Below are 25,461 nucleotides of genomic sequence, written 5' to 3' on the forward strand. Positions count from 1 at the left end.
ATCCTCGGCTCTGTAAAAACCGCGGGATCGAGCACGCGGCTTGGGCTACTCGCCTTTGATCAACCGATGGATCGCGTTGAGATGCTTTTGCGCCTCGCGCTTGCGGCCCAACGCTTCATAGAGCTCGGCGGCATTGCGATGCGCCTCAACGGAGGTGGGGTCGCAATCGAGCGCGCGCAGAAAACTACGAAGCGACGGCTGGTGCTCCTCGCGCTTGCGGTACAGCAGTCCGAGCCGCAGGTGGACCTCGGCGCTGGCGGGAACGATCGCAGCTGCACCGAGCAGATGGCGTAGCGAGCCCTGCAGATCGCCCTCGCGCTCGAGCAAAGTGGAGAGGCGCATGTGCGCCTCGAAATTACCCGGCTCGCGCCCGACCAAATCGCTGTAGATCGTGAGCGCCTTCAGCGGGTCCCGTTCGGCAATGCGCCGCGCCTCTTCGAACCGTTCGCGGACGCGGGCGGGGCCAAAGCTCTCTTCGACCTTTCCGCTTGGGCGCTCGGAGCGAAAATCGAACAGGAGCTGGCCGGTTTCGGCTTCGATCAGTACGCCGTTGTCGCTGACTACTATGCGGCCTTCGTCGTTGACCAATTTGAGCGAGGTAACCGAGCGGCCGGGGTCGACCAGGTCAATCATCCGCCTAAGGCAGCGCTGCAGTGGTTCCAGATGTCGGCGCTCGCGCAGCAGATCCTTCGCCAGCCGCATGACGAGCAGATCGTTGAATGCAAAGCGATACTTGCGCCCGGGCGAAGCAGCGGGATTTATCAGCCGCCGCTTGACCCAATAGCGAATTCTGTCGGGGGAAACCGCGAGAATTCTCGCGGCCGCGCGCGTCGAGAATGTACTACCCCCTTCTACCACCTCGCCCATCTTCCCGGCCACCGCACCGAGTATAGAAACTAGGAGGAGTCACCTCAACGCCATTCGGGTACTTTCTTAACAACGCCCGGTTGGATTCGACAGCCGCTTGAGTTCTGCATCGCGATCGTCGACCTCGCTCCACCGCCACCCTTCGGTTCATCCGGTCGACACTCTCCCCTAGTAGGTCCCCGACGTCAATCGGTGCACCTCGCGCCCACCCTCCCCCGCGATTTCATCACCTCATTGATAAGGGGGCTGGAACCAGGAGGCGCGGTTGCTGGCCGGCGCTACCTCGACCGATACGGGAGTTGGCGGCTCTTTGGTGTTAGGAGCAAACGCTCCTCCCCACAGGTTTACCTGAACCGCGCCATTCGTAACGTTCTGCCAAAACATCCCCGCGGGCGGCGGTCCCGCGGTGTTGGTGCAGGTTCCGGGCAGAGAGGCCGTGAAGGTATCAATCACGGGGACGCGAATACCGTTCTCCGGTTGCCCGGTGCAGGATGCCGCGCTAAGGCCAAGGTTGAGGCCGAAGCTGCCGTTAAAGCCGCTGGTCTTCAACTCCTCCGGCTAACCCAGGTTGACCCCCGAAAAATAGTATTCGTTGCCCTTGTTCTGCAGGGTCCAGGTGTTAACTGCGCCAGTAGTTAAGGTGTACAGCTCGACTCGATCCGCGTTGCACGGTTTTCCGTTGGGATCGCCCTTGATCGGATCGCACAGGTTCTTGGTGTCGAAGAAATACAAGACCTGCATGTTGTAGGTGTTGCCCGCAGATTGACTGGGAGTGCAACTCTGAAAGCCCGGCGTCAAGCAATCGTTGGCGTAGAGTTCGAAGCGGTCCACCGACTGAAGCCCTTGCGTGGGATCGCAGACCGTCGGTCCGTTCGGATCCAGTTTTGTGCAAGAGCTCGCGGGTGCGCCGACCAAGGAACCGCTGAACTAGCCTACCCAGGAGAGTATTCCATCCGGCGGAGCTGGAAACTGCTCATTCTTTTTGCCGCTCCGTGGCGGAATCACCGCCAGCGTGGTGGAAATGAGATCGGGTCCGGTGGGGAACGGGTAGGTGCCGCTAGCGGGAACTAGGCCGGCGCCCGGGGTTTGACTGAGCGAGCAGGGAGCCGCCGGAGTACAAGTGGCATCGTTACGGAAATAGAGGCGATTGGACGGCGCTAAGAGGCCTCCCGGCTTGAAGGTCGAGGAAGTGCTTCCGCCGACAAAGCTGTCCAGGGTGAATGGTGCAAGGGTGAACGGGCCACCGCCCGACCCGCCTATAAAGCTGACGCTGATGGGCGAAGCGGTTGGATTGTAGGCCACGAAGGATTTGGTTCCGCCGGACTTGAAAGCCGCTGCATCTGGAGACGTAACTGAAACGCTGGCGTCGAGCTGACCGAGAACCGAGTAGGTGTAGGCAATGTATTTGGCCTCGGTATTCATGGCCGCAAAGGAAGAACGGATGGGGATTGTTGATCCGTGCGAGTGCTGCGGCGAGCCCGGTTCCAGTCATGTCGCTGCCCGATGCGGGTAACGTTCCCTGCACGCTCGCAGCCACGTCCTGGTAGACGTTGAGGCCGCTGGGCTTGAGCGCGCTCTGGCTCTGATACAATGCATCATCCGTGATGAACTGATTCCAGGTTGCCTGCAGCCAGGACAAGTTGCGTTCGAGATAAGCCAGCGACGGGGCCGCTGGTATCCACTGAATGGTATAGGCCGCGATGGGACTGTCGTCGAAGAAGGTGGTCCGATCGATGTCCTGATTTTGCAGCCGCGAGACGAAAGTATGATGCTGTATGTGCTTGTCGACGCCGCTGCGGTAGGTGACGAAGTCGCGCGGCCAGTTACGTTGTAACAAATTGGTGGTGTAGATTTTATTTCCGTATATGGCGCTTTGGCGGGGCAGGCCGCAGCGGGGTCGGTCTCGGTATCGCTCAGGTCAGCATCCTGGTTGAACCAGTACTGTTCGGTCGCGAGGATTTCCTGTTCGTACAGGTATAGTCCGAGGTCGCGCCATTGCGGGTTCCCGAGTTCCTCTCCAAGCTCGATCATTCCGACTTCGAAGTTGATCGCTTCGCTGCTCGATTCCTGGTTGGTCCCTCCGTATGCGGCACCGGCGGCCCAACTGTGGCCATAGTAGGGATTGAAATTGCGCAGCTGCGGGTACCCGCTCGCGCCGTTGTCGAAAGCGGCGACATCGAGCAGCATCTCTTGAATGATCGGTCCGTAGGTCGCCAGCCACAGCGGGTCGTACCTTCCTATGGTTGCGGCCGCCCTCAGGAAATAGCCGTACTGCAGGTTGTGGTCATTGAGATTTTGGATCGCACCAAACCCGCTCGGATAGCCCACGATCGCGTTGAACTGCGTGTTGAATTCGAGAAGATTCGCGGTGTAGACGTCGAACCACTGTCCGACCTGTTCTTCCAGGCTGTGCAGGATGAAATCGCGCATCTCGGCTGCCGCCTGATCCTTGGTTTCCCCCAATTGCGGATCGAGCACGCCTTTGATTTTCGGGTTGCTGGTCTGAGCCAGCTGATCGGCCACCACCAGCAGTTCGCGCGGGGTGTTGGAAGCGTTGAGGTAGGTATTGGCGCCGACGCCCATATAGCTTCCGGGCTGGCGCGTGAATGATCCTATCTGCTGGTCGTTGGTAGTCGGCTCCTGGATGAAATACCAGGTCTTCAAAGTATCGTAGATGTCTTCGGCGGCGGTCTGGTTGGGGTTATTAGGATTGGTGACTTGGGGATCGTCAATCGCCACGCTGGGCAGCATCGACATGATCCCCCGCGTCTGATTCTGCAGAAACATCGTGTCGCCGACATAGCCCATCACCGGACCCATCACGCTGTTCCAGAGCGGCATCGGTTGCTTGGTGAATATCTGGCTCTGCTGCGCCTTGATTAGCTCCTGGCGATGGTGTGGGAACACCAACTGGAAAGGCTCGGTTTGCGGACACTTACCCGCAAAACCCTGCACTACCTGCGTCGAGATTTGAAGTTCCCCTGTGACGGTGGCGTTATTGGGATCGTATCCGAGCGTTACCGACTGATTATCTACCGTGACACTCGCGGCCGGCGTGGGAAGCAGCAGCTTGGTGTCCACCGTCTTCAGGCACGCGTAGGGCTCCAGAGTCTTCCACGCCATCATCGGCCCGATCTGGCCTTGGGTCGGTGTGGCTTTGGTATTGTGGGGCAGAGCCGTCACAATGAAGGAAGAAGCAGAACTGTTCATGAACACGGCGCTCTGCCCATTGAACCCCGCCACCTTGTTCCATTTGCCCTTGTCTGCCTCGATTGCATAGTAGGATTGCGCGGCAATCGGAGTGCTTCCGGGAGGGTTGTATTGGCCCGCAAAGTAGCTTTCGACTTTGACGATCAGCACGGGACCGGAGTAGTCGATCGAGGTGAAGTCGCCCTGCCCTTGTCCCAATTGGGCCGTCCCACCGACCCAAACCTCAAATGGTGAAGTTTCAGGAGTGCCCTTAGTTCTCTCAAACCATACAAAAGGACTTCCGTTGGCAGCCGTGATGGTCAGTTGATTGGTGTTGGATTTGTCGTGCACCGAAGCGATTACGCCCCAGTCGGAATAGCTCTCCACAAGAATATTGGTCCATGGCGGCGACGTCGGACCGGCGGTCGGGAATTCGTCGGCACGCAGGGGGTGCACACCCTCGAGTCCGACCGTTATCCGAGCCTCATTGGGCGGGCTTGGGTATCCCCAGCTCACCGAATCCAGGTTCGAATTGTAGCCAAGCAATTGCGGCGGTTTCTTTGTGAAATCGAACAGCTGAGTATTCGCGGCGACCTGGAAATTGTTCATGTTCCAGAGTTGGAGACCCGCGGGTGGCGGGAAGTCCTTCGGGAAGAGCTGGACGAAATCCACAAACTGCAATTGAAACGGTTCGGTATAGAGGGTTGCCGTGAACGCGACGGCGTCCGTTGGCGGAATGCACTGATTTGGAGGTAGACGCATGCCGCCGCGTGCACTCACCCAGATATCCAACTGGAAACCGAGCGAGGTCCACCAATCGCTGCTCTGGACTGGCTGCTTGCTGGGATTGGCATAACTGACCACGAAAGGGTCGCCCTCAAAATAAAGAGGATTCGGCCCGAAGCATTGATAAATGGCGCGGCCGTCCGCTTGACCGGGAACGATATAGGGCTGGAAGTTGAATTTGGTAACGTCGAACCCGCCGTCCGGAAGGATAGCCACCGAACCTTGCGCCTTGTTGGCCGGGGGATTGGCCACCACCATCGAGGTCTGGGCTGCGCCAGGATTCGGCCAGCCGGCCATCGGGACCACTGCGGCCATAAGGGCCGCGGTTAGTCGAACCCATGCCCGACCCGCGGAGGCAATCAACCCCGCCAGTCAGATTTTTGTTTTCCCATTATTTGTCAGTCCACCCTTTTGTGACCAATGCCAAAGCGTCGCCGGCACAAAAAATCGCGCAAGACCGCTCGGGCACTTCAGACACCGACAACATTTTGAAGCTTCGAGACTTCAGCTTCTCCGCCTCCGGGAATTCCTATCGTGAGGTTGGCTTTGACGGAGGCGCCCAGAACGAAAATCTAACCTTGGTTACTCGTTCGTTGGTGGCAAATTTTGTAGCAGCTTGCCGTTAACTCCGGATTACTTCAAGACACAATGCGCGGCAGTTGCATCGAACGATTGGTTTCACTGTCGCGGCTCACTTGCCCACTTAGCCGCTCCCGGAGGGGTCGGAACAATGACCTTTACGCGCGCGCTAAGAATAAGCGCCCGCGAGCCAGGTGCGGGCGAGTCTTGCGCGCTCCGATCGAAAATGTAGGCTACTGGTCGATTTCTTTCAGCACGGCGAGCATCTTCACCACCGCGTCGACTGCATTCTTTGCGTTGTCGAGTCGCTCCATCGCCTGCGCGTGGGTCATGCCCGGACCGGTAATCCCCAACCCGACCGGCTTTTCATATTTGACCGCCAAGCGCGCCGCGGTCTGCGCGGTCGCATGCGTGATGAGCTCGTCGTGCAGCGTCTCGCCCCTGATCGCCGCGCCGAGAATAACCACCCCATCGACATCCTTGCGCCGGAGCAGTCCCTTGATGGCCGGACCCATGTCGAATACGCCCGGGACGTGGATTTCTGCGACGAGTTCGGCCTGGTGGCGCTCGAGCTGATGTTTGGCCCGCTCCAGCATCAGCGCGGTGACGTCGAAATTAAACTCGGAAACCACGATCGCGATTCTCATCGCTGCTCCCCCTCCAGCGTGATTGCGTCGCGCACCTCAACTCCCGCGCCGCGCAGGTATCGCTTCAGTTCGGGAATGGGATGCTCGCCGTAGTGGACGATCGAGGCCACGATAGCTGCATCGGCGGCGCCGCGCGTGAACGCGTCGCGCAGGTGCTCCGGGCGGCCCGCGCCGCCCGAGGCAACCACCGGAATCGACACTGATTCGCTGATGCGGCGGGTTATCTCGAGATCGTAGCCGCTTTTGGTGCCGTCGCGATCGATCGAGTTAATCACCAGCTCACCTGCGCCAAGCCGTTCGCCCTGGTGCGCCCACTCGATGGCATCGCGGCCGGTGAACACGCGACCCCCGTCGATCACTACTTCATATCCGGAAGGCACCTGCGTGCGCGCGCCGGTCAGCTTCACCTGCATCGAGAGCACGATACATTGGCTCCCGAACGCGCGAGCTCCCGCCGAGATAATTGCGGGGTCACGTACCGCTCCGGAATCGATGGATACCTTTTCGGCGCCCGCAAGCAGGACCGCCCGCATATCCTCCAGCGTGCGCAAGCCGCCACCAACGCTGAACGGGATGAAAATCTCGCGGGCGACCGCGTCAACCACTTCGAGCATGATCCCGCGCCGCTCATTGGACGCGGTGATATCGTAGAACACCAGCTCGTCGGCACCCTGCTCGTAGTAGTAACGGGCCATCGCCACCGGATCGCCGACGTCAACGTTCTCGAGAAACTTGATACCCTTGGTGACTTTGCCCGCCCGCACGTCGAGGCAGGGAATGATGCGCTTGGCCAGCATCGGCGCGCCGCCCTTAAAGCTTCAGCCGGCAGAAGTTGTCGAGCAGCTTGAGGCCGGCCGCGCCGCTCTTCTCGAGGTGGAACTGCGTGGCAATCACGTTGTTGTGCGCGACCGCCGCTGCGAAAGGCACGCCATACTCGCACTCCGCGATCGCGATCGATGGTTCTGATGGCACCGGGTAATAGGAATTAACGAAGTAACAATGCGCTCCGTCCGGAACGCCCGCGAAGATCGGATGCCCGCGCACCTGGCGAACTCGATTCCAGCCGATTTGCGGGACTTTGAGCGGCCGTCCATCCATCGAATTCGGGTAGCGGCGAACTACACCGGATAGGATGCCAAGGCACGCGGTGGAGTCTTCCTCGCTGCGATCGAACAGCACCTGGATTCCGATACAGATACCCAAAAACGGTTTGCCCGCGGCCGCGACGTCGCGCCGCAAAACCTCGGCCAGTCCCAAGGCGTGCAGGTTTTCCATCGTCGCGCCGGCCGCGCCGACCCCGGGAAGAATAACTCGCTCGGCAGCACGGATCTTATCCGGGTTGTCGGTAATCTCGCAGTCGCGATGCCCGAGATGCTCCAGCGCGCGCTTCACGCTGGTAAGATTCCCGGCCCGGTAGTCGACAATCGCGATCATGGAACGACCGATTCTAGCGGCATTCCAAACCCCACCCAAGCTTTCCTTGGACCGGGCCGACACATCTTCCCCCCCGCTCCCGAAATTGGTTTCGGGTAGGCGTATTTCTTGAGCGCGGGCATCGGGGTTGAGCGTACAACCGCCGAGCGAGGGGAGGTGGGCACACACGCACCGGTCATCGTGCTGATGAGTGAAGCTTAAGGCGGTATTGACGAGCGCGTGTCCTCCAGTTACCTCCCGCTGAAGGAAGCGAGCGAATTCAGGAGCCGGCGCGCAAATCAGAGCTCGGCGCGAATGTCCTGAGTCTCCGAGAGAACCCGCACCTTCACGTGGTGGTCGTTGGAGGCGAGCGACCCCCAGTGCATCGCGAAGTTCTCCAGTTGGACATCGGAGTTGAATCGCTCCGACACCCCCATCACGACTTCCTCGGCGCCAAGTACGTAGGCGATGCGAGCGATGGCGTAAACCTGATCATTCGACATCGCGACTAGCGGCGTAACCGCCCGGCCGTGGTCTTCGCATACCTTGACGACCTTGCTGAATAACCTCTGCTCAGAGTCGGTGAACACTTGCGCTCCTTCACTTGAGGCGAGACCCTTTTCGGTTCGCACGGTCAGTGCGATCAGTTCCGAGGAGTCCCGCTCCGAGAGATAGCGATGAAGGTGAGCGAGGTTGTGCGGATCACGGATCGCGATAATCCGCTTCGCATCATCGTTTAGGTTGAGCCGCGCCGGATGCAGTCCTTCTTCCTCCACCATTTCCAGGTTGAACTTTTCCGGCTCCTCGCCGTAAGCGTGCTCTGCCTGCCCGTTGATCTTCTGAGAAACCTCGAAGATGAGGAACAGAGCGATGGTAAACCCGATTCCCCAGATGGTTGCGACCTGCTTGGTGAAAAGATTGACCATTGCGGTACAGAACAGAATCACGAACGTGAGCGCCAATCCGAGCGGAAAGTCCTCTCCGCCCGGGCGGAACCATTTAAGGTTGAGCGGCATCCGCCACAAGCGCGCATAACTCTTCTTGTAGCGCAACACCAACACTGACAGGGTTTTGAAGACGAAGCTCCAGACCACGCCGAAGGCGTAAGCTTCCCCGAGCGCGTACATGTCGCCGCGCGAAAGCACGATGGTTGCAATCTGCAGAATCGCGACGAGGTTGACGATGCGATAGTTCGTGCCGTAGCGGCGATGCGGATTGCGGAACCAATCGAGCAAGACGCCGTCCTCCGCGACGCGGGTAAGAACTCCGGTCGAGCCGACGATCGCGGTATTGACCGCGCCGGCGAGAATCAGAAACCCCACAAACACGACGAAAGCGCGCAGCGCGGTTCTAAGCCACAGGGGCCCCACCACGTACATCGCCAGACCGCCGATCAGATTGTCGCTGTACTGCGCCATCCGCACGTTGTCCGGAATGATCATCACGGCGAAGAACGAAATCAGCGAGGTCAGCAGCAGCGAGTAAATGAAAATCACGAGTCCGGTGCGGAGCAAATTCTTCAGCTTGGGCGCTTCGATCTCGCGATTGACCTGCGCCAGCGATTCCTCGCCCGACATCGCGAGGATGGAGTGCCCGAACGCGATGAGGACTCCAAACGCACCGATGGCACGCGCCGAAGGCAGATGAACCAGCCAGCCCAGCGAGCTGTCGGGCAATTCAATGTGCAGCGGCGGCATGTGGAACCCACGCGCGTACAGCGTGATTGCGCACCACGCGATCATCAACACTCCCATCACGGTGGTGATCTGCATGATGCGCATCGCCTTGCCACTCGATTCCTCGATGCCCAGGATGTTCTGCCACCAGAAGTACCCGGTGACCAGAATCGCAAATGTCGCCGCTGCAAGGTCGGCCGGCAGCACCACGCCCAGATGCGCCATCTTGAACAGTTCGTTGATCAACCCGACCAGATACTGTCCAGCTGACACGCCGCTGATGGGTCCGGTCAGGATGTAGTCGAACATCAGTGCCGAAACCGAGAGCTTGGCCAGCGTCGAGCCCATCGCTTCCTTCACCACGCGGTACACACCGCCGCGCGTGAACATCGAGCAGGACTCCACGTACACGGCGCGCACCGCATACGAGAAGAGCATCACCGCCAGGATGAAATAGGGAGCCGATTTGCCTACCGCTGCCTCGACGATCCCGCCGATGTAGTAGACGGTCGATGCCATGTCGCACAGCACGATTGCCGATGCCCGCCAGAAAGAAATGAACGCCAGCATCCCGGTGGTAACGACGATGGCGCGGGTGTGTTTTCGACCGATAAGAGCTTCGCCCGTTCCCGCGACCCGATCCGCGGTCGCGAGTTTTCCGATCGCAGCCAAGGTAAGTGAACCTCCCCACGGCTTGGGCGCACTGCTGCCCTGCCTTCTTCATTGAAGTGCAAGTTGCACTCCCGAAAGATCGTCAAGCAAAACGGCTCCATCTGAGTGACGCAATTGCATTCAGCAAAGAGCGGCTAAATCATTTGTATTGCAATTTGCAATGAACGCTCGGGCACGCCTTGATGATTCGTTACCCGCAGGCAATAGAATGCTTCACTGATGGAATCTCGAGTCCGAAGGGATCGAACGGCCATCACCGTTTGGAAGTCGCACTACTAATTCTTGGCGCGCTCGTCCTTGGAGCCCTGGCGGGTTTTGGATTCCGCAGCCGCTCCCGTTTCCGGATCCTTGGCCACCGCAGAGACGAGGACCCCGCCGAGGGTCCCCCGAGGGCGGGCAATGGGGCGCCCTCGGGTGCCGCCGAGCGGCTTGAGCAGCACTACGCGGCCCGGCTGGTGGAGCTCGACCACGAGCGGTCGAAGATCGATGCGATCGTGGAAAGCGTCGAAGACGGGCTCATCGTGCTCGACCAGTCGCGCGCCATCGTGCACATCAACGAGGTGGCTTGCGCGATTCTCGCCCTCGAAGCGCGGCCCGCCACCGAAACCGTGCTTGAATCGTTGGCGAAGCAGAATCCGCACGTCGCGCGCCTGATAGCCGCGCGCCGGGCCAGCAATGAAAGCGCCCCCGCCGAGTTCAAGATCTTTCTGCGCGGACGCGACCACACTTACGTCAGCCGCGAGTTGCCGTGGACGGGGCCCGGCGGCCAGCCGCTCGGAACGATTCTGTTGCTCCAGGATGTAACCTTCATTCGTGACCAGGAGCGCCAGCGGACCAATCTCATCGCGACGCTTTCGCACGAGCTCAAAACTCCACTCACCTCGCTGGCGATGGGTGCGGAACTGATGGAAGAGTCGATGCGAGGTGCGATGACAGATAAACAGTGCGAGCTTCTCGAAACGATTCATGACGATATCGGGCGCATGACCGCCATCGCCGGCAACCTGCTCGATGCTTCCCGGACCACGGTGGCACGAATAGGAGTAGAGCGGCGCGCCATCCAACTCGATCGCATCGTGCGTGATGCGTGCCGTCCGCTGGCGCTCCAGGCAGCGGAAAAGAAAATCCATCTCGAGGTGATCGCCGACGGCGGGCGACCGCTGGCAATCTGGGGCGATCCAATCAAATTGCCGTGGGTGATCAGCAACCTGGTCGGCAATTCGCTGCGCTACACGCCGTCAGGCGGGCGAATTACCATTGAGCTTCGCCGCGAAGGAAAAATCGCGCGTACCGTCGTACAGGACAGCGGCACCGGCATCGCCCCGGAGATGATGCCACGCATCTTCGAGCCATACGCGCAAGCTCCCGACAGCTCGGCTGAAATGGGCTCCGCCGGACTCGGCCTGTATATCGCCAAGGAGATTGTCGAGGCCCACAACGGGCGTATCTTTGCAGAGAGCTCGCCTGGCGAGGGCACTACATTTACTATCGACATTCCCATTCGGGAGGAATTGCTTGGCTAAGATTTTGGTCGTTGACGACGACCGCAACATACGCCGGATGCTCGCAGCCACCCTGGAGGGGGCGGGACACCGCGTTACCGAAGCCGACAGCGCCGAACGCGCCCTGGAACTAGTCGCGCCGGGCGACACCGATGTCGTACTTAGCGATATCCGGATGGCGGGAATGGACGGCTTTGGACTGCTGAAGGCGCTGAAGCACAAAGGCCCCGCGGTGCAGGTCATCATGATGACCGCGTACGGTTCTATCCCGGACGCGGTCGAGGCGATGCGGTTTGGTGCCTACGATTATTTGCCCAAGCCGTTCAGCGCGGAACACATTCGACGGGTGGTGGCCCGTGCGCTCGAGGTCAAGGAACTGCGCGCCGAGAATCGTCGGCTGAAGGCCGAAGTCGAGCTCCTCTCCGAACGGGAGGTTTTTCTTACCGCCAGCGGCGCCAGCCGCAAGCTGGCCGAGACGGCCGCGCAGGTGGCGGTGAGCGACGCCACGATCTTGCTGACCGGAGAGAGCGGCACCGGCAAGAGCATGCTGTCCTCCTACATTCACAGCAAAAGCCCGCGCAAGGACGGACCCTTCGTCCAGGTTACGTGCACAACGTTGAGCGAGCATCTGCTCGAGAGTGAGTTGTTCGGACATGTGCGTGGCGCGTTCACGGGCGCTATCAAGGACAAGCCCGGCCGCCTCGAAGCAGCCGCGGGCGGCACGGTGCTGCTCGATGAAATCGGCGACCTCTCGCCCGTGGTTCAATCGAAACTGTTGTACTTCCTGCAGGAGAAAACCTTCGAGCGAGTCGGCGGCACCGCGACCATCAAGGTGGATGTTCGCATCGTCGCCGCGACCAATCAGAATCTGGAACAGCTGGTCCAGCAGAAGCGCTTTCGCGAAGATCTTTACTACCGCCTTAACGTCATCGAGATACAAGTGCCGGCGCTGCGCGAACGACCCGCGGAAATTCCGCGGCTGGCCGTCCATTTCATCGAGCGGGCGGCGCTGCGCCACAAGAAGAACCCGCTCCCGCTCTCGCCCGAGGCGCAAAAGGCGCTGACTGCATATTCCTGGCCTGGCAACGTCCGCGAACTGAAGAACGTGGTTGAGCGGGCGGTGGTCCTAAGCCGCGGCGACAGCATAGCGTTGAGCGATCTTCCCGATCGCCTGCTGGCAGGTACACGAAGTCTGGATCAGAGTCAGACCCTGGAGGAAATCGAGCGGCGCCATATCGAACTGGTGCTGGAGCAGGCGGTGACGCTCGAGGAAGCCGCCGATATGCTGGGCATCAACGTCGCGACGCTATGGCGCAAGCGGCGCAAATACGGGCTGGAATAAAGTCCTGGCACACGCCTGCACCGGTCTAAACCGCGGGCGCTTACTTCTTGTTGAGCCCAGCTTCCAACTTAGCGTGGCTCGCCACGCAGACGCCCAGACTGGTAAAGGGCGTCGGCCAGTCGTTCTTCACGCAATAGGGCAGAGCGCTGAGTTGCGATGTGTAGCCGCGCCCGCTGAGTTCCTTCTGGATGCAATCGGAATGCTCCTTCGAGCCTCCGCCGACCCCGGCGGCATCGCCTGCGCCCTCAACGATCAAGGCGTTGCGAAGCGCGGCTTGCACGCCCGGGTCTTTGCTCTTGCCCAGAGCCCCCGCCATCGAGCTGGAAGGGCCACAATCCGCAACTCCATCGATAAATGCTTCCTCGAGGCCGGCACTCGTCAGGTCTTTGGCCGAGGCGAGCCGGGCCAGGCTGATAAGCAGTATCCCCGAAAGAATCCCCAATGCCAGGCGCTTCATCGTGTTCTGCCCCCCTTTTTCGGCCTTTCTACCAACCGGGAGCAGCAGCCCCCCGGCGCAGAAGGAGAAGCAATATCTGATTGGGCCCTCCTTGGTCCACCGCCGGTTCCCAACACGCCTGCCCGACGCCTTGACGGGCGGCCGCGGTGATGGAACTGTGCCATCTCTTAAGCGAAAGGATCCATCGCCATGGCTAAAGTCGCGCTCGCCTTCTCTACCCTTCCCGATTCTCCCCCGGCAACGCTGGTCGATTGGGCAAAAACCGCTGAGGATGCCGGGTTTGCCGGGGTATTCATGACCGAGGCAGGCAATGATTCGTTGGCCTGCGCTCTGGCGCTCGGCCTGCAAACCAAGCGCGTCACTCTGGGCACCGCGATCACCAACATCTACTTCCGCCATCCGCTGCTACTCGCTAACGAAGCGGCAGCGGTGCAGGAGTTCACCGGCGGCCGCTTCATCCTTGGACTGGGCACGGGCCATCGTGAAATGAACACGACCCTGAAGATCGACATGGGTGATCCCATGGCCAAAATGCGCGAGGTCGTGGCCGCGATCCGAAAGCCATTGGAGGGTGGAAGCACCGGGCCACGGGTCACGAAAAAGCTGCCAATCTACCTGGCCGGGGTTTCCAAACCAATGGTGAAACTGGCTGGCGAAATCGGCGACGGCGTGATTTTCAACTTCTATCCGCCGCGGCGTGTGAAAGAAGCCATCGGCGAATTGGCGGAGGGTGCGCGCGCGGCCGGCCGCGACCCGCAACAGGTCGAGCCGACGCTCTTTGCGACCGCATTCATTTCGGATGATTTGGAGGCCGCGCGCCGTCCCGCGCGCAAGTTGCTTTCGCGCTACGGTGCGCTGCGCTTCTACGGCAATATGATTGCGCGCGCGGGCTTTGAAAGTGAAATCGCCGGGATTCGCGCCGCCGGACGTGATGCCGAGGCGGCGATGCGGGCCGTCAGCGAGAACATGATCGATTCCACCCTGCTGGTAGGACCCGAGTCGCGCGTCCGCGAGCGGCTTAAGGAGCTGGTCGCGCCCGGAGTTGGCACCGTGATCGTGTTCACCAATCCGGTAAATGAAGACCGCAACAGGGCGGTCCGACGAACCATCACGGCACTGACGAATTTCTAGTCTTTCCGCTTGAGCGCCCATTCTCCGCAGGCGTGCGGGTGGCGCGAGGAGATGGGCGGCGTCCTGCACGCGGTCGGCGGGCTTTGCGGCTGCCGAATCTCGTACGCGGCGCTTGTTACTTTTTGGCCCTCTCTAGATAGAGAGACGGCCCTAAAACAGATTTCTGTGCGAGCAAACCTTGGGGTAGAGAATCGCCGAGGAGGCGGACAGGAGAACCGAGTTACTTCTCGCTCAACGTGCGCATCGCCCGGCGGCTTGCGCTGCTGCGCGCCCAGCGCGGATGGTCGCTGGACGCGTTGGCCGCGCGGACCGGAATCAGTCGCGCCAGCTTGTCGCGACTGGAACCTGGCGAACTGAGCCCTACCGCTTCGATGCTGGGCGCTCTGTGCACCCAGTATGGATGGACACTCGCGCGATTGATGGCCGACGCCGAGAGCGGTCCACCGTCCGTGGTCCGGAGGCCAGGACAGGTCACCTGGAAGGACCCTGCAAGCGGCTATCTGCGGACGGCCGTCGTAGCTGAGTCTCGCCAGGCGCTTGCGCGAGACTCCGCCAAAAGCTCGCGCGGTCGGATACTGCTGCAGGATTGCGGTCGCGAGTTCGGTGTTAAGGTCCTTGAGCGGCATCATCTCGCCGCCTCACCCAAATCTCAGGGGAGAGCTGGTGGAAGTATCGCTGCCGGCCGGCGCGTCGGTCTCTTACGATGCTTCACCGGTGCCCGGCCTGGAGCATCACCTTTGGATGCTCGAAGGGAGTGTCGCTATCGAAATAGAGGGAACCTCCTTTCGGGTCGAGAAAGGCGACTGCGTACGTTATGTGCTCTGCGGCTCTTCCCGCTTCGAATGCCGGAGCAAGCGGTCGGCCCGGTACCTGGTAGCCCTGGTGCATCCGTGACGGCAACCCGATGAACAGGATCGATGAGATTCGCGAGCGCTGGCGTCCGAACTCGTCGAACCCTGGCTAAGGACATCAAGATGCTTGCCGAGGTTCTGCACGAGTGCGTTCACGCCGGTGCCAGCGTCAGCTTTGTGCTTCCTTTCTCAATTGATGATGCGAGTGCATTCTGGCAGAACCAGGTTCTCTCCGCGGTGCGCACCGGACTCTGCTGCGTCCTGGTCGCTCGCAGCGCGCAGCGCATAGTGGGCACCGTACAACTCGATCTCGACACACCGCACAATCAGAGCCATCGGGCCGAAGTCCGCAAGCTGCTCGTGCATCCGCAAGTGCGCCGCCGCGGGATAGCGAGAAGGCTCATGAACGAGCTCGAGGGTTACGCACGCGCGGCAGGGCGCAGCCTGATGACGCTCGATACGACCACCGGCGGTTTTGCTGAGCCGCTGTACCTGTCAATCGGTTATGTGCGGGCTGGTGTAATTCCGCGCTATTCGCGCCGCGCGAATTCGCCGGAACTGGACGGCACCACGCTGATGTATAAGGAGCTTGGCACCGTGAGGTAATCAGCCCACGGACTGCAGCTTGCCGAGAAACATCACTATGCGATTGTAATTCACTCCGAGGTCGCCGACTCCGTCGCGCGATTTGGATCGCATCTCTACCAGACTCCCGCCGTTCGGCCCGGGCCGCACCTGGATTACGAAGTCGTCCTGGAAATGGAACAGCTGGCTGGTAGAGACCCCCTCCAGCGTTTTGGTCTTCGGGTCTACATAGGTGATCTGCCAATCCGGCATGCTCGCGACCAGGGTTTTCACGCGATCGAACACAGCCGCGGGGTCGCCCGTGACACTGCCCGGGGCAAGCGGAGGATATCCCTTCTGTTGGGCGGCCATGTATTTGTCGCGGTTATATTTCATGTCGCGACCCTGATTGGCCGCGAGTTCCGCCGCGTGGACGTATTCCGGCGGATTGGCGAAGTCGGTCGTAATGTCATTGATGGCCGGATACTTGGAGTGAGCAGTAAGCACCGCGAAGACCGGGAGCGCCACCGCCAGGCTAAGCAAAGTGCCGATTAGCGCTCGTGGCCGCGCTACGCGGCGCGGCCCGGTCCTGGTCATCAGCAGCCCGATGATGCCCAGAACAAAACCGAGCAGGCTCAGCAGAAAGCCGAAGATGAACAGCTGAAAGCCAAAAAACGCCGGGGTCAGATAAAAGTGCGCTGCGATTACTCCCACCGCCACCAGTGTGACGGCGAGCATGCCGTCAAAGAAAGCCAGCCATGCCGCGATCATTTCCAACCCCCTCTCAGGGACTCATTTCTTCATTCCGCGCACGACAAACTGCGGTAGTACGAACAGAAAGGTTCTGGCGCCAATCGCGGCCTCGACCATCTTAAGCCAGCGCGCCGTCTCGTCGGCGCCAACCAGTCCCGAATCGCGTGCATAGCGCGCCAGGCTCGCCGTTAGCATGGGCAGCGATCGCCCCACCACGTCGGCGCCCGCCAGGACCTCGGTCTTCACCTCGGCCAGACCCACCGCGCCGAAGATTCCGCGCAAGCGTCGTCCGATCCTGGGCTCCTTGATCGCTATCGATTTGGCGGCGGTCAGCACCCGATCGCTCAGTTCGCGCCCTTCCTCGCCGATGTCGAGCGCCATCATGTCCCAATCGCTGTCGGTCGCAACTACCGTTGCGCCGGACGCGGCGACGCGGGCCATTTCCGCGACAGTATCGACCGCGGAATCCACATACTCAAGCACGTTTTTGCAGAAGACCCGGTCAAAGGATGCGTCGGGAAATGGCAACGGGGGAAAGCCCGCGTGAACAAATTCGATGGTCACGGCGTGCTCGCGCGCGCGTGCCTTCGATCGCGCGATGAATTCCGCGTTGATGTCAACTCCAGTTACTTTTCCGCCGGGGCTGACCCGGCGGGCGAGCTCGAAAGTGGTGTGGCCCGGTCCGGAACCGACGTCCAGCACTCGCTGGCCGGGCCGCAATTCGAGGGGGCGGATCAACGGGTCCATCGCGGGATGGAAGGCGAGAATCTGGTCGTAGGCCGCGTGTCGCTCGGGTTCGATCTCTATCCAGTGCTGCTTGTAGTAGGCCTCGGTCATGAAAATACCCCGCAGACGGTTAGCGCAGATGGACCGATATTAAAAGGACCGTGTCTCTGAGGGTGGCGTCGGCAACAAGAAAATTGAATGAAGATCATCGCTACTATAAGGTGAAAGTTCACCCGGTCGCGATCCTGGCTCTCCAATGCCTGCCGATGCAAACCGCATAAAACTGCTCAAGGAGTTGCTCGCCGAACGCATCCTGGTGCTCGACGGTGCGTTCGGCACCTTCATCTTGGGCCATTCTCTCTCGGCCGCCGACTACGGCGGCGCGAGCCTGGAGGGATGCAACGAGAACGTCGTTCGCACCCGCCCCGATTTGATCAGGGAAATGCACGCCGGGTTTCTGGAGGCGGGAGCCGATCTGATCGAGACCGCCAGCTTCGGCTCGACGCGGGTCGTACTCGCCGAGTATGGCCTGGAGGCACACACGCTGGAGCTGAACCGGATGGCCGCGACCATCGCGCGCGAGGAAGCGGAGCGCTATAGCACGCGAGCCAAGCCCCGCTTTGTGGTGGGCTCGATGGGCCCCACCACCAAAAGCATCTCGGTCACCGGCGGGATAAGCTTCGACGCGCTGGCCGAAGCCTACCGCGAGCAGGCACTGGGGCTCATCGAAGGTGGGGTGGACGTTCTGCTCATCGAGACCGTGCAGGACACGCTCAATTGCAAGGCTGCGCTCATCGGCATCGACCGCGCGATAGAGGAATCGGGCCGCGCGCCTGCGCTGGCCGTGTCTGGAACCATCGAGACGATGGGTACACTGCTGGCCGGTCAGGATGTTGAGGCGTTCTACACCTCGCTGGCGCATCGTGACCTGCTCTGGATGGGGCTCAACTGCGCAACCGGCCCCGACTTCATGACCGACCATCTGCGCACCTTGGCGGGACTTGCGCGGTTTAATGTCGCCTGCGTGCCGAACGCCGGCCTGCCCGACGAAGAAGGACGCTACAACGAAACCGCCGAGATGCTGGCGGAAAAGATTGGACGGTTCGCGCGCAACGGGTGGCTCAACCTGACCGGCGGATGCTGTGGGACCACCGCGGACCATATCCGGCTACTCGTCCGGGCGGTCGCGGGCGTCAAACCCCGCACCCCGTCCAGCGTGAAGCGCTCCGCGATCTCGGGCATCGAGACGGTGCTCATCAACGACGAAACCCGCCCGGTCATCGTGGGCGAGCGCACCAACGTGCTCGGCAGCCGCAAGTTCAAGCGCCTCATCGCCGAGGGCAAATTCGAGGAAGCGTCCGAGATCGGACGGGCCCAAGTGCGCCGCGGCGCGCAGGTGATCGACGTCAATCTGCAGGATCCCGACCGCGACGAGCTGGCGGACGTCACCCGCTTCCTGGAAATCGAAGTAAAGAAGATCAAGTCCCCACTGATGATCGATTCGACCGATCATCGGGTAGTCGAAGAGGCACTCAAACGCATCCAAGGTAAGTCGATCATCAACTCGATCAACCTGGAAGATGGCGAAGATTCGGAGCGCTTCCAGTCGGTGGTCAGCCAGGCCAAGCGCTACGGCGCCGCGCTCATCGTCATGTGCATCGATGAAGACAAGCAGCAAGCCCAGGCCATCACCCGCCAGCGCAAACTTGCCATCGCCGAGCGCTCCTATCAGCTGCTGACCGAGAAATACCGCATCGAGCCGGAGGACATCATCTTCGACCCGCTGGTCTTCCCGGTCGGAACCGGCGACCGGAACTACATCGGGGCCGGAGTCGAGACCATCGAAGGCATCCGGCTCATCAAGCGCAAGCTGCCCCGGGCCAAGGCAAGCCTGGGCATCTCCAACGTATCATTCGGATTGCCGGACTCCGGCCGCGAGGTGCTGAACTCGGTGATGCTCTATCACTGCGTGCAGGCCGGACTCGACCTCGCGATCGTGAACGCGGAAAAGCTCGAGCGTTATCCGTCCATCCCTGAAGAAGAACGACGTCTGGCCGAGGATCTGATCTGGTGGCGCGGCGCCGATCCGATCGCCGCTTTTGCGGCGCATTTCCGGGCCAAGAAAGGCCGGGTCGTAGAAGACACCCGCAAAGATCTTCCGCTCCTGGAGCGGCTGCCGCGCTACATACTCGAGGGATCCAAGGATGGTCTGATCGAGGACCTCGAGGAAGCGCTCCAATCCCTGGGAGCGCTCGAGATCATCAACGGCCCGCTCATGAAGGGCATGGATGAGGTGGGCCGGCTCTTCAACGCCAACCAGATGATCGTGGCGGAGGTGCTGCAATCGGCCGAGGCGATGAAGGCCGCGGTCGCGCATCTCGAGCCGCACATGGAAAAGACCGACTCGGCCGACAAGGGGAAGATCATTCTGGCCACGGTCAAGGGCGACGTTCACGACATCGGCAAGAACCTGGTCGAGATCATCCTATCCAACAATGGCTACCGGGTTGTGAATCTCGGCATCAAGGTTCCGCCCGAGGAACTGATCAAGGCGTTTCGGCAGCATGAGCCCGATGTCATCGGTCTCTCGGGGCTGCTGGTCAAGTCGGCGCAGATGATGGTCGTAACCGCACAGGATCTGAAAACCGCCGGCGTCGATTGCCCGATCCTGGTCGGCGGCGCCGCATTGTCCAATCGCTTCACGCGCATGAAGATCGCACCAGAGTACGGGGGCATGGTCGCTTACGCCAACGACGCGATGGCCGGTTTGGACCTCGCCAATCGCGTCATGGACCCGGAGCGGCGCGCAACCCTCCAACGCGCCCTCGGCGAGGAAACGCGCCGCCTCCTGGCGAATGTTCCAAAAGCGGCCGATATAGCTTCCGTCGCCACCCCGCCAGGTTCCGCGGTACGCCGGGACGTGGCGATTCCGACGCCGCCTGATCTGAAGACCCACGTGCTGAGGGGTTATGACCTCGGGGAGATTTTCGGCTTCATCAATCCCGCGATGCTGTATTCCAAGCATCTCGGCCTGCGCAATGCCGATCAGGCGCTGCGCGCGGGCGAAGCCAAAGCCCTGGAACTGAAAACCGTGATCGAACAGGTCCAGGACATTGTCTTCGCTCGCGGCGACATCGCTGCCAACGCCGTGTTCCGCTTCTTTCGCGCCCAATCCGACGGGGATCGCACGCTGCAGGTTTACGGGCCGGAGGGCAAGAACGTCATCGCGAGTTTCCGCTTCGGCCGTCAAAGCGAACCACCGAACTTGTGCCTGGCCGACTACGTCGCTGCGCAGGACTCGGGCCGCGTCGATTACCTGTGCATGTTCGTCGTAACCATCACCGGGTCGGTTAGGACGCTGGCCGAGGAATGGAAGCGCAAGGGTGACTATCTGCGCTCGCATATTCTGCAGGCGCTGGCAGTCGAGGGTGCGGAAGGCTTCGCAGAGTTGTTGCACCAACGGGTGCGCGCGATGTGGGGAATCGGCGACCCCCCGGACCTGACCTTGAAAGACCTGATTCAGGCACGCTACCGCGGCAAGCGTTACTCGTTCGGGTATCCGGCCTGTCCGCGCCTGGAGGACCAGACCGCGCTGTTCTCCTTACTGGAGGTCGAGCGCCACGCTATCGGGGTCCAACTGACGGAAGGTTACATGATGGATCCCGAAAGCTCAGTCAGCGCATTTGTCCTGCACCATCCGGAATGCAAATACTTCAGCCTGTCACAGAGCGACGTCGAGCGCCTAGAAGCCCAATTCCCCCAGCCGTAACCAAAGTTTAACGCCGGTACGCGGGCGGACCTAAAAAATTATTGCAGTTGGCCGACGTGCCAGCCCACGTTGCGCCTCGGATCAAAGGGAGTCCCCGCGCTACTGGCCCTTGCTGCGCAGCTCGCTTTGCGCCAGTTCAAGGTCGGACTCGACCATCATCGTGACCAGCGCGTCGAAGTTCACCTGCGGACGCCACCCGAGCACCTTGCGCGCCTTGCTCGCATCGCCGATCAAACGCTCGACCTCGGCAGGACGGAAGAAGCGCTTGTCAATCTCGACGTATTTACTCCATTCCAGTTTCAGTTGGTCAAACGCTCGTTCGAGAAATTCCTGCACCGAATGCTCTTCGCCCGTGGCGATAACGTAGTCGTCCGGCTGATCCTGCTGCAGCATCATCCACATCGCCTCGACGTAGTCGCCGGCGTAGCCCCAGTCGCGGCGCGCATCAAGATTACCGAGCGCCAGTTTGTCCTGGAGGCCGAGCTTGATGCGGGTGACACTTCGCGTGATCTTACGGGTAACGAAATTCTCGCCCCGCCGCGGTGACTCGTGGTTAAAAAGAATGCCGTTGCAGGCGAACAACCCGTAGGCCTCGCGATGGTTTCGGGTCTGCATGTGCCCGTAAACCTTCGCGCATGCATAGGGGCTGCGGGGATGAAACGGGGTGCTTTCGCGCTGTGGTGTTTCCGTGACCTTGCCGAACATCTCGGAGGACCCCGCCTGGTAGAAGCGGGTGACGCGATTGCGGCGGGTATCGTGGTCGCGAAGCGCCTCCAGCAGGCGCAAGGTGCCGAGCCCGACTACATCCGCCGTGTATTCCGGTTGGTCGAACGAGATGCGGACGTGCGACTGCGCGGCCAGGTTGTAAACCTCGTCCGGGCGAACCTGCTCGATGATCCGGCGGATGCCAGTACCATCGCCGAGGTCGCCGTAGTGAAGTTGAAGCCCCTGCGCGCCGGTCCCATACCCGGAGCGCAGATGATCGATGCGACCGGTCGCGAAGCTGGAAGTGCGCCGGACCATGCCGTGCACTTCGTAGCCTTTCTTCAGCAATAACTCGGCGAGATACGATCCGTCCTGGCCGGTGACTCCGGTGATAAGTGCGATTTTTGCCATGCCGGTTAAGCGCGGAGCGCCGTGGATTCTGCTTCCGCTTTAATCTCCTTTGACCAGGCGATGAGAGTCAGTCTCGAAGTGCTGAGTGGAAAACTCGAGCAGCTCCGAGTCTTCCAGCGCTTCCATCTGATGCACCATTCCCACCGGCACATCCATGCAGTCCCCTGGACCCAGAATAAATTCCTCCAGGGTCTCCGCCGTGGCTGATTCCTTCACCCGCACTTTGAGCTTACCCGTGCGCAGATAGAAGGTTTCGGTCTTGAGCTTGTGGTAGTGCAGCGAGCAGCGTTTGCCCTGCCTGATTTCGAGAATCTTGCCGCAGTAGCGATCGTTATTCGCGATCCATACTTCGCGACCCCAGCCTTTAGGCTCAATGTGTACCGGTTTACGTATGCGGCTCATCACAGGTCCGGGAATCAGAAGATTACACCGATTGGGCGGGGCACGAAATCAGCGACGCGGCGCGAAGCGACTGTCAGGGATATTTCGCGACCGCCGATGCGGGCAGAAGCACCCTGAGTCCGCCGGCCTCGATAGCGCTGAGCAGAATCGCCACCCGCTCCGCCCCCGAGAGATAGCGCTCGAAGATCGCTTCAAACCCGCGGAACGGTCCTTCCACCACTAACACCCGGTCCCCGTTGCCGAGCGGCTTTTCCGGGATTTCGACCACATCGTCGACGCCGCGCCGACGGATTTCAGTCACGATCGTGGTAGGCACCGCCAGAGGGTCGCTGCCTGCGGAGACGATACCCCGCACCCCGGGCATATACTTGACTTCGAAGTAACTGCGCTGAAGATCGAAGCGCGCAAACACGTAGCAAGGGAACAACGGCCCCACCGACATCGCCATCCGGCCCCAGCGCGGGGCCTTCCCCCGCAGCAGCGGCAGGAACACTTCCGGCACCGTAGTCTGGAGCTGGTCTTTTACCCATCGCTCCTTGCCGGTTTTGGTACGAATCAGATACCAGGCGGTGCCGTCATTTAATTCCATAACCTGCTCTGAGACTGACTTGGCAGATACGCTTTGCTTCCGGGACCCGAAATAAAAAGGCGGCTGTAGCATACGCCACAGCCGCCTTAGCAGTCCAGACGAGGTTAGATTTCGTAGGTCATGGTGAACTCAAGCTCGTTGGTGCGCTGCTGCGCGCTGTACAGGAACGGATCGGTGTAACGCCCGCTCTTCCCGATCGCCATGAACGCGTTCACTCCGAACAGAACGCTGCGCGAATAGCGGTAGGTGTTGGTTGACGACAGGGCGCCCACCGCGTCGTCGATATCCCACGTCCACACGTTAGTGGTAACCAACTGGCCGTTGAGTATCCAGTCGACTGCCGACACGAAGAAGAAGTTGCTGTCCTCGCGCACCTTGCCGATGGTGTTGGCGATACTGGGGACAGCATCGGTGGGACGGTCAGGAAACCAGGTATTGACGTACTGCGCCGTGAAAAAGGTGTGCTGCTTGGACAGCCACGGAATGTAGGTCGGACGGTCGCCGGCAAGGATGAACCGCGCATTCTCCGCCCACTCGGCATGGGTCCCACCCGTTACCTGATTAGTTACCGAGTTCACGCCAAAGTTGGGCGTGTACAGGCTGTCATACCGGTAAACGATATCGGTCCACTCCTTGTCGTAATAGGTACCGGTCAACCCGAAGAATGAATTACGGCGGTAGCGGGTAACGAGCGGCGCCCAGATTGTGCCAAATACAGGAACACCCGGAGCCGGGTTGACTCTGTGGAACGACCTCCCTCCTGGAATACCATAGAAGAATTGCCCGGGTAGTGTAGCTGCACCCCCTACGAAGCCGAAGGGCCCACCAAACTGCGCGAAGTTCTGGGTGACAGGGCAATTCCGCCACTCATAGAGATAGATGAAGCTGGCCTGAAGTCCATTACCGATCGGCAGCAGGCTCGATGCGCGCGCGCCAAACTCACTATTCTCAAGCGAGTTGGAAGGGTCGTTATGGGGGCCCGTAACATTGAATACGCCGAAGCCCTGACTGACGTTGATTAACGGTTTCGCAGCTGTCTGAAGGAAGCTGCGGATCTGGATCGGTTGGCCTTGAAAATTAATACCATTGTTGTTGAAGCGCGCCGGCACGTCCCCAACTGCGCCTGATCCATTACCCGGCCCCCTCGCCGCCGGGACAGCCCACGGGTTGCGTGCGTCGTGGACCGTCCACCCAAGGTCGACGGTGTTGCCCTGGAAGTCGCCCGGTATCCAGAACGCCTCGAGTTCGTTGTTGGCCGTCTTTTCGAAGTCAGGCAGGATGTAGTTGAACTTCACCATCCGCACGTTCTTGCGCAAGTCTTCCGCGGCCTCGAACGGGATGAACCCGTGGAAGGTCGCGTCGACCGGGTTGGTCACTTCGGTACCGGAGAGCGCATCCGCTTCCGACCAGATGACCTGCTGCTTGCCGACGCGCATCGAGAAGTTGTCGGTGAAGTTCAGCTGCCCGTAGTACTCGTGCAGGTCGTTGCGCAAATACTGCTGCTGCAACTGGGATTGCGTGTAGGTAAACCAATTGTTGTTGGTAATGGCTCGGCCGCGATCCTTCAAGGTTCCGACCGTGTCGTACCAGGGACGGTAGAACGCGAAGAAGTCGGCGTCTTTCAGGATCAGTGTGTCGAAACGTCCCATGAACTTGTAGTTCTTGACCACGTGGTAGTCGGGCCGGATGTCGCCCAAAAACCGCATCTCGTCGAGGTCCCAGTGATTGAAGTCCCAGGTCCCGCCTGTCTTAGAGGAGGCGAGTCCCACATTCGCGACCGTCGTGGTCGGGGTCGGATGGGTGAAGGTGGTAGGGGTTCCGTTGTTCGCGCTGCTGCCCTGACCCCAGCGTCCCTCCGTGCGGGATTCGAAGAACCCAAATACCGAGAAGTCACCCTGCGTGATGGTCGCTCGCGCCGCCGTCGACCACAGTGTGGCGACCGATGCCACCACGGCCACTAGCATGCTCCACCGCATGCTTCGACCACTTGCCGATTTCCCGTTCAGCATAGACACCCCCAAGCCAGTTGGAGCCCTCGTGGTTGGTCAAACCCTATCCCCACTAGCGAGGCCCGAACGACACTTTTCCGGTCCGCTCGCTAGCAAACTACGAACGCGGGTTAACTAACACCCGCCGTTCACCAATGTCAAGCAGGGCGCCACGCTAAAGTAAGACTTCCCAAACATGACCGTAACTTCAGCGACCAAGTGTTCCGCGAAATTAACCAGGAGGCATTTTTTCCGCCAGGCCTCGATCCCGAGGCTGTCGGCGATCTCCGTCTGGCGCCGGGGTGGCCAGCCGTCCGCATTAATTTGCGGGTCGCCTCAACCTGGTGAGAACTGGTCTGCTCTCGACTAATCGCGGAGATAAGTAATTGCTATCTGCTAGGGTCCATCGGCAAATTACGCAGGCGTTACGGCCTGCTTGAAT

At 60.5% G+C, this 25,461-nt stretch carries 22 protein-coding genes; 6 read left to right on the forward strand and 16 right to left on the reverse strand.

Going from position 1 to position 25,461, the window contains the following annotated elements:
- Positions 1-45: 45 nt before the first annotated feature.
- The 9 genes from VGI36_19645 to VGI36_19685 all read right to left on the reverse strand — a co-directional run bounded on the left by VGI36_19645 (position 46) and on the right by VGI36_19685 (position 9,829).
- Entirely contained in the window at positions 46-867 is an 822-nt protein-coding gene (locus VGI36_19645; protein ID HEY2487363.1) for a tetratricopeptide repeat protein, read from the reverse strand.
- Positions 868-1,098: 231 nt separating this feature from the next.
- The gene (locus tag VGI36_19650) at positions 1,099-1,416 is read right to left on the reverse strand and encodes a hypothetical protein (GenBank protein HEY2487364.1); all 318 of its coding nucleotides are present in this window, start codon (positions 1,414-1,416) and stop codon (positions 1,099-1,101) included.
- Between the two features lie 9 nt (positions 1,417-1,425).
- Positions 1,426-1,698 carry a hypothetical protein gene (locus VGI36_19655; GenBank protein ID HEY2487365.1) on the reverse strand — a complete coding sequence of 91 codons (273 nt, stop codon included), beginning with the start codon at positions 1,696-1,698 and terminating at the stop codon, positions 1,426-1,428.
- A gap of 96 nt (positions 1,699-1,794) precedes the next feature.
- Complete coding sequence (locus tag VGI36_19660) at positions 1,795-2,289, reverse strand: hypothetical protein (GenBank protein ID HEY2487366.1); 495 nt, start codon at positions 2,287-2,289, stop codon at positions 1,795-1,797.
- 66 nt (positions 2,290-2,355) lie between these two features.
- Positions 2,356-5,157 (reverse strand): glycosyl hydrolase, encoded by a 2,802-nt coding sequence (locus tag VGI36_19665; GenBank protein ID HEY2487367.1) that lies wholly within the window; start codon positions 5,155-5,157, stop codon positions 2,356-2,358.
- Positions 5,158-5,654: 497 nt separating this feature from the next.
- On the reverse strand, positions 5,655-6,068 hold the full coding sequence (ribH, locus tag VGI36_19670) for a 6,7-dimethyl-8-ribityllumazine synthase (GenBank protein ID HEY2487368.1): 414 nt from the start codon (positions 6,066-6,068) through the stop codon (positions 5,655-5,657).
- Positions 6,065-6,865 (reverse strand): imidazole glycerol phosphate synthase subunit HisF, encoded by an 801-nt coding sequence (gene hisF / locus VGI36_19675; protein HEY2487369.1) that lies wholly within the window; start codon positions 6,863-6,865, stop codon positions 6,065-6,067. Before hisF ends, ribH begins: the two co-directional genes overlap by 4 nt.
- A gap of 13 nt (positions 6,866-6,878) precedes the next feature.
- Positions 6,879-7,502 carry an imidazole glycerol phosphate synthase subunit HisH gene (hisH, locus tag VGI36_19680; protein HEY2487370.1) on the reverse strand — a complete coding sequence of 208 codons (624 nt, stop codon included), beginning with the start codon at positions 7,500-7,502 and terminating at the stop codon, positions 6,879-6,881.
- 278 nt (positions 7,503-7,780) lie between these two features.
- Positions 7,781-9,829, reverse strand: coding sequence for an APC family permease (locus tag VGI36_19685; protein HEY2487371.1), 2,049 nt, complete (start codon positions 9,827-9,829; stop codon positions 7,781-7,783).
- Between the two features lie 182 nt (positions 9,830-10,011).
- On the opposite strand from VGI36_19685, the gene VGI36_19690 reads away from it, so the two are divergent.
- The gene (locus tag VGI36_19690) at positions 10,012-11,352 is read left to right on the forward strand and encodes an ATP-binding protein (GenBank protein ID HEY2487372.1); all 1,341 of its coding nucleotides are present in this window, start codon (positions 10,012-10,014) and stop codon (positions 11,350-11,352) included.
- Positions 11,345-12,673, forward strand: coding sequence for a sigma-54 dependent transcriptional regulator (locus VGI36_19695; GenBank protein HEY2487373.1), 1,329 nt, complete (start codon positions 11,345-11,347; stop codon positions 12,671-12,673). Before VGI36_19690 ends, VGI36_19695 begins: the two co-directional genes overlap by 8 nt.
- Positions 12,674-12,713: 40 nt before the next feature.
- On the opposite strand, the gene VGI36_19700 is transcribed toward VGI36_19695, so the two are convergent.
- Positions 12,714-13,130: a hypothetical protein gene (locus tag VGI36_19700; protein ID HEY2487374.1), complete on the reverse strand. Its 417-nt coding sequence runs from the start codon at positions 13,128-13,130 to the stop codon at positions 12,714-12,716.
- 189 nt (positions 13,131-13,319) lie between these two features.
- Between VGI36_19700 and VGI36_19705 the strand changes: the two genes are divergently transcribed.
- The 3 genes from VGI36_19705 (at position 13,320) to VGI36_19715 (ending at position 15,718) form a co-directional block, all read left to right on the forward strand.
- Positions 13,320-14,261, forward strand: a complete 942-nt coding sequence (locus tag VGI36_19705) for an LLM class flavin-dependent oxidoreductase (GenBank protein HEY2487375.1) — start codon at positions 13,320-13,322, stop codon at positions 14,259-14,261.
- Positions 14,262-14,924: 663 nt separating this feature from the next.
- A complete protein-coding gene (locus tag VGI36_19710) occupies positions 14,925-15,155 on the forward strand; it encodes a cupin domain-containing protein (GenBank protein ID HEY2487376.1) in 231 nt (76 codons plus the stop codon).
- A gap of 23 nt (positions 15,156-15,178) precedes the next feature.
- Positions 15,179-15,718, forward strand: coding sequence for a GNAT family N-acetyltransferase (locus tag VGI36_19715; protein HEY2487377.1), 540 nt, complete (start codon positions 15,179-15,181; stop codon positions 15,716-15,718).
- Here the strand turns inward: VGI36_19715 and VGI36_19720 are convergent, their stop codons facing one another.
- Positions 15,719-16,447 (reverse strand): DUF1499 domain-containing protein, encoded by a 729-nt coding sequence (locus VGI36_19720; protein HEY2487378.1) that lies wholly within the window; start codon positions 16,445-16,447, stop codon positions 15,719-15,721.
- A 21-nt stretch (positions 16,448-16,468) separates the two neighbouring features.
- Positions 16,469-17,266, reverse strand: coding sequence for a methyltransferase domain-containing protein (locus VGI36_19725; protein HEY2487379.1), 798 nt, complete (start codon positions 17,264-17,266; stop codon positions 16,469-16,471).
- Between the two features lie 145 nt (positions 17,267-17,411).
- On the opposite strand from VGI36_19725, the gene metH reads away from it, so the two are divergent.
- Positions 17,412-20,924 (forward strand): methionine synthase, encoded by a 3,513-nt coding sequence (metH, locus tag VGI36_19730; GenBank protein ID HEY2487380.1) that lies wholly within the window; start codon positions 17,412-17,414, stop codon positions 20,922-20,924.
- 99 nt (positions 20,925-21,023) lie between these two features.
- Here the strand turns inward: metH and gmd are convergent, their stop codons facing one another.
- From gmd to VGI36_19750, 4 genes are all read right to left on the reverse strand, one after another.
- On the reverse strand, positions 21,024-22,040 hold the full coding sequence (gmd, locus tag VGI36_19735; GenBank protein HEY2487381.1) for a GDP-mannose 4,6-dehydratase: 1,017 nt from the start codon (positions 22,038-22,040) through the stop codon (positions 21,024-21,026).
- Between the two features lie 39 nt (positions 22,041-22,079).
- Positions 22,080-22,442: a cupin domain-containing protein gene (locus tag VGI36_19740; GenBank protein ID HEY2487382.1), complete on the reverse strand. Its 363-nt coding sequence runs from the start codon at positions 22,440-22,442 to the stop codon at positions 22,080-22,082.
- Positions 22,443-22,515: 73 nt separating this feature from the next.
- Positions 22,516-23,031, reverse strand: coding sequence for a transcription termination/antitermination NusG family protein (locus VGI36_19745; GenBank protein ID HEY2487383.1), 516 nt, complete (start codon positions 23,029-23,031; stop codon positions 22,516-22,518).
- A 104-nt stretch (positions 23,032-23,135) separates the two neighbouring features.
- Positions 23,136-24,989, reverse strand: coding sequence for a hypothetical protein (locus VGI36_19750; GenBank protein ID HEY2487384.1), 1,854 nt, complete (start codon positions 24,987-24,989; stop codon positions 23,136-23,138).
- Positions 24,990-25,461 lie beyond the last annotated feature (472 nt).

It is taken from the genome of Candidatus Binataceae bacterium (assembly GCA_036495685.1).
GTDB lineage: Bacteria > Desulfobacterota > Binatia > Binatales > Binataceae > JAFAHS01.